This window comes from Stenotrophomonas sp. A3_2, from assembly GCF_036624925.1.
Classification (GTDB): domain Bacteria; phylum Pseudomonadota; class Gammaproteobacteria; order Xanthomonadales; family Xanthomonadaceae; genus Stenotrophomonas; species Stenotrophomonas hibiscicola.
The window spans coordinates 1-229 of the sequence record NZ_JAZKVY010000185.1 but is presented as its reverse complement, the minus strand read 5'-3'; the positions used below and the strand labels follow the sequence as shown (position 1 = coordinate 229).

1 protein-coding gene is annotated in these 229 nt (G+C 56.3%); it reads right to left on the bottom strand.

Features of this window, described 5'->3' with window-relative positions; all coding sequences use genetic code 11:
• Positions 1–18: 18 nt before the first annotated feature.
• Positions 19–229: IS3 family transposase (locus tag R5H29_RS22950; RefSeq protein ID WP_332328840.1), on the bottom strand; the 211-nt coding region annotated here is incomplete at its 5' end.

Sequence of the window (229 nt, the reverse complement as noted above, 5' to 3'; positions counted from 1 at the left end):
CCCGAGACTTGGACGGGGTCAGGCGGCCGATTGGGCCTGTTGGGCCTGCTCCCGGTACTGTACCGGGCTCAGGCCCTTCAATTTCAATTTGATTCGCTCTTGGTTGTAGTACTGGATGTATTCCACCAGCCCCGCCTCCAGACTCTCGATGCTGTCAAAGCTGTTCAGGTAAAAGAACTCCGACTTCAGCGTCCCAAAGAAGCTCTCCATCGCTGCATTGTCCAGGCAG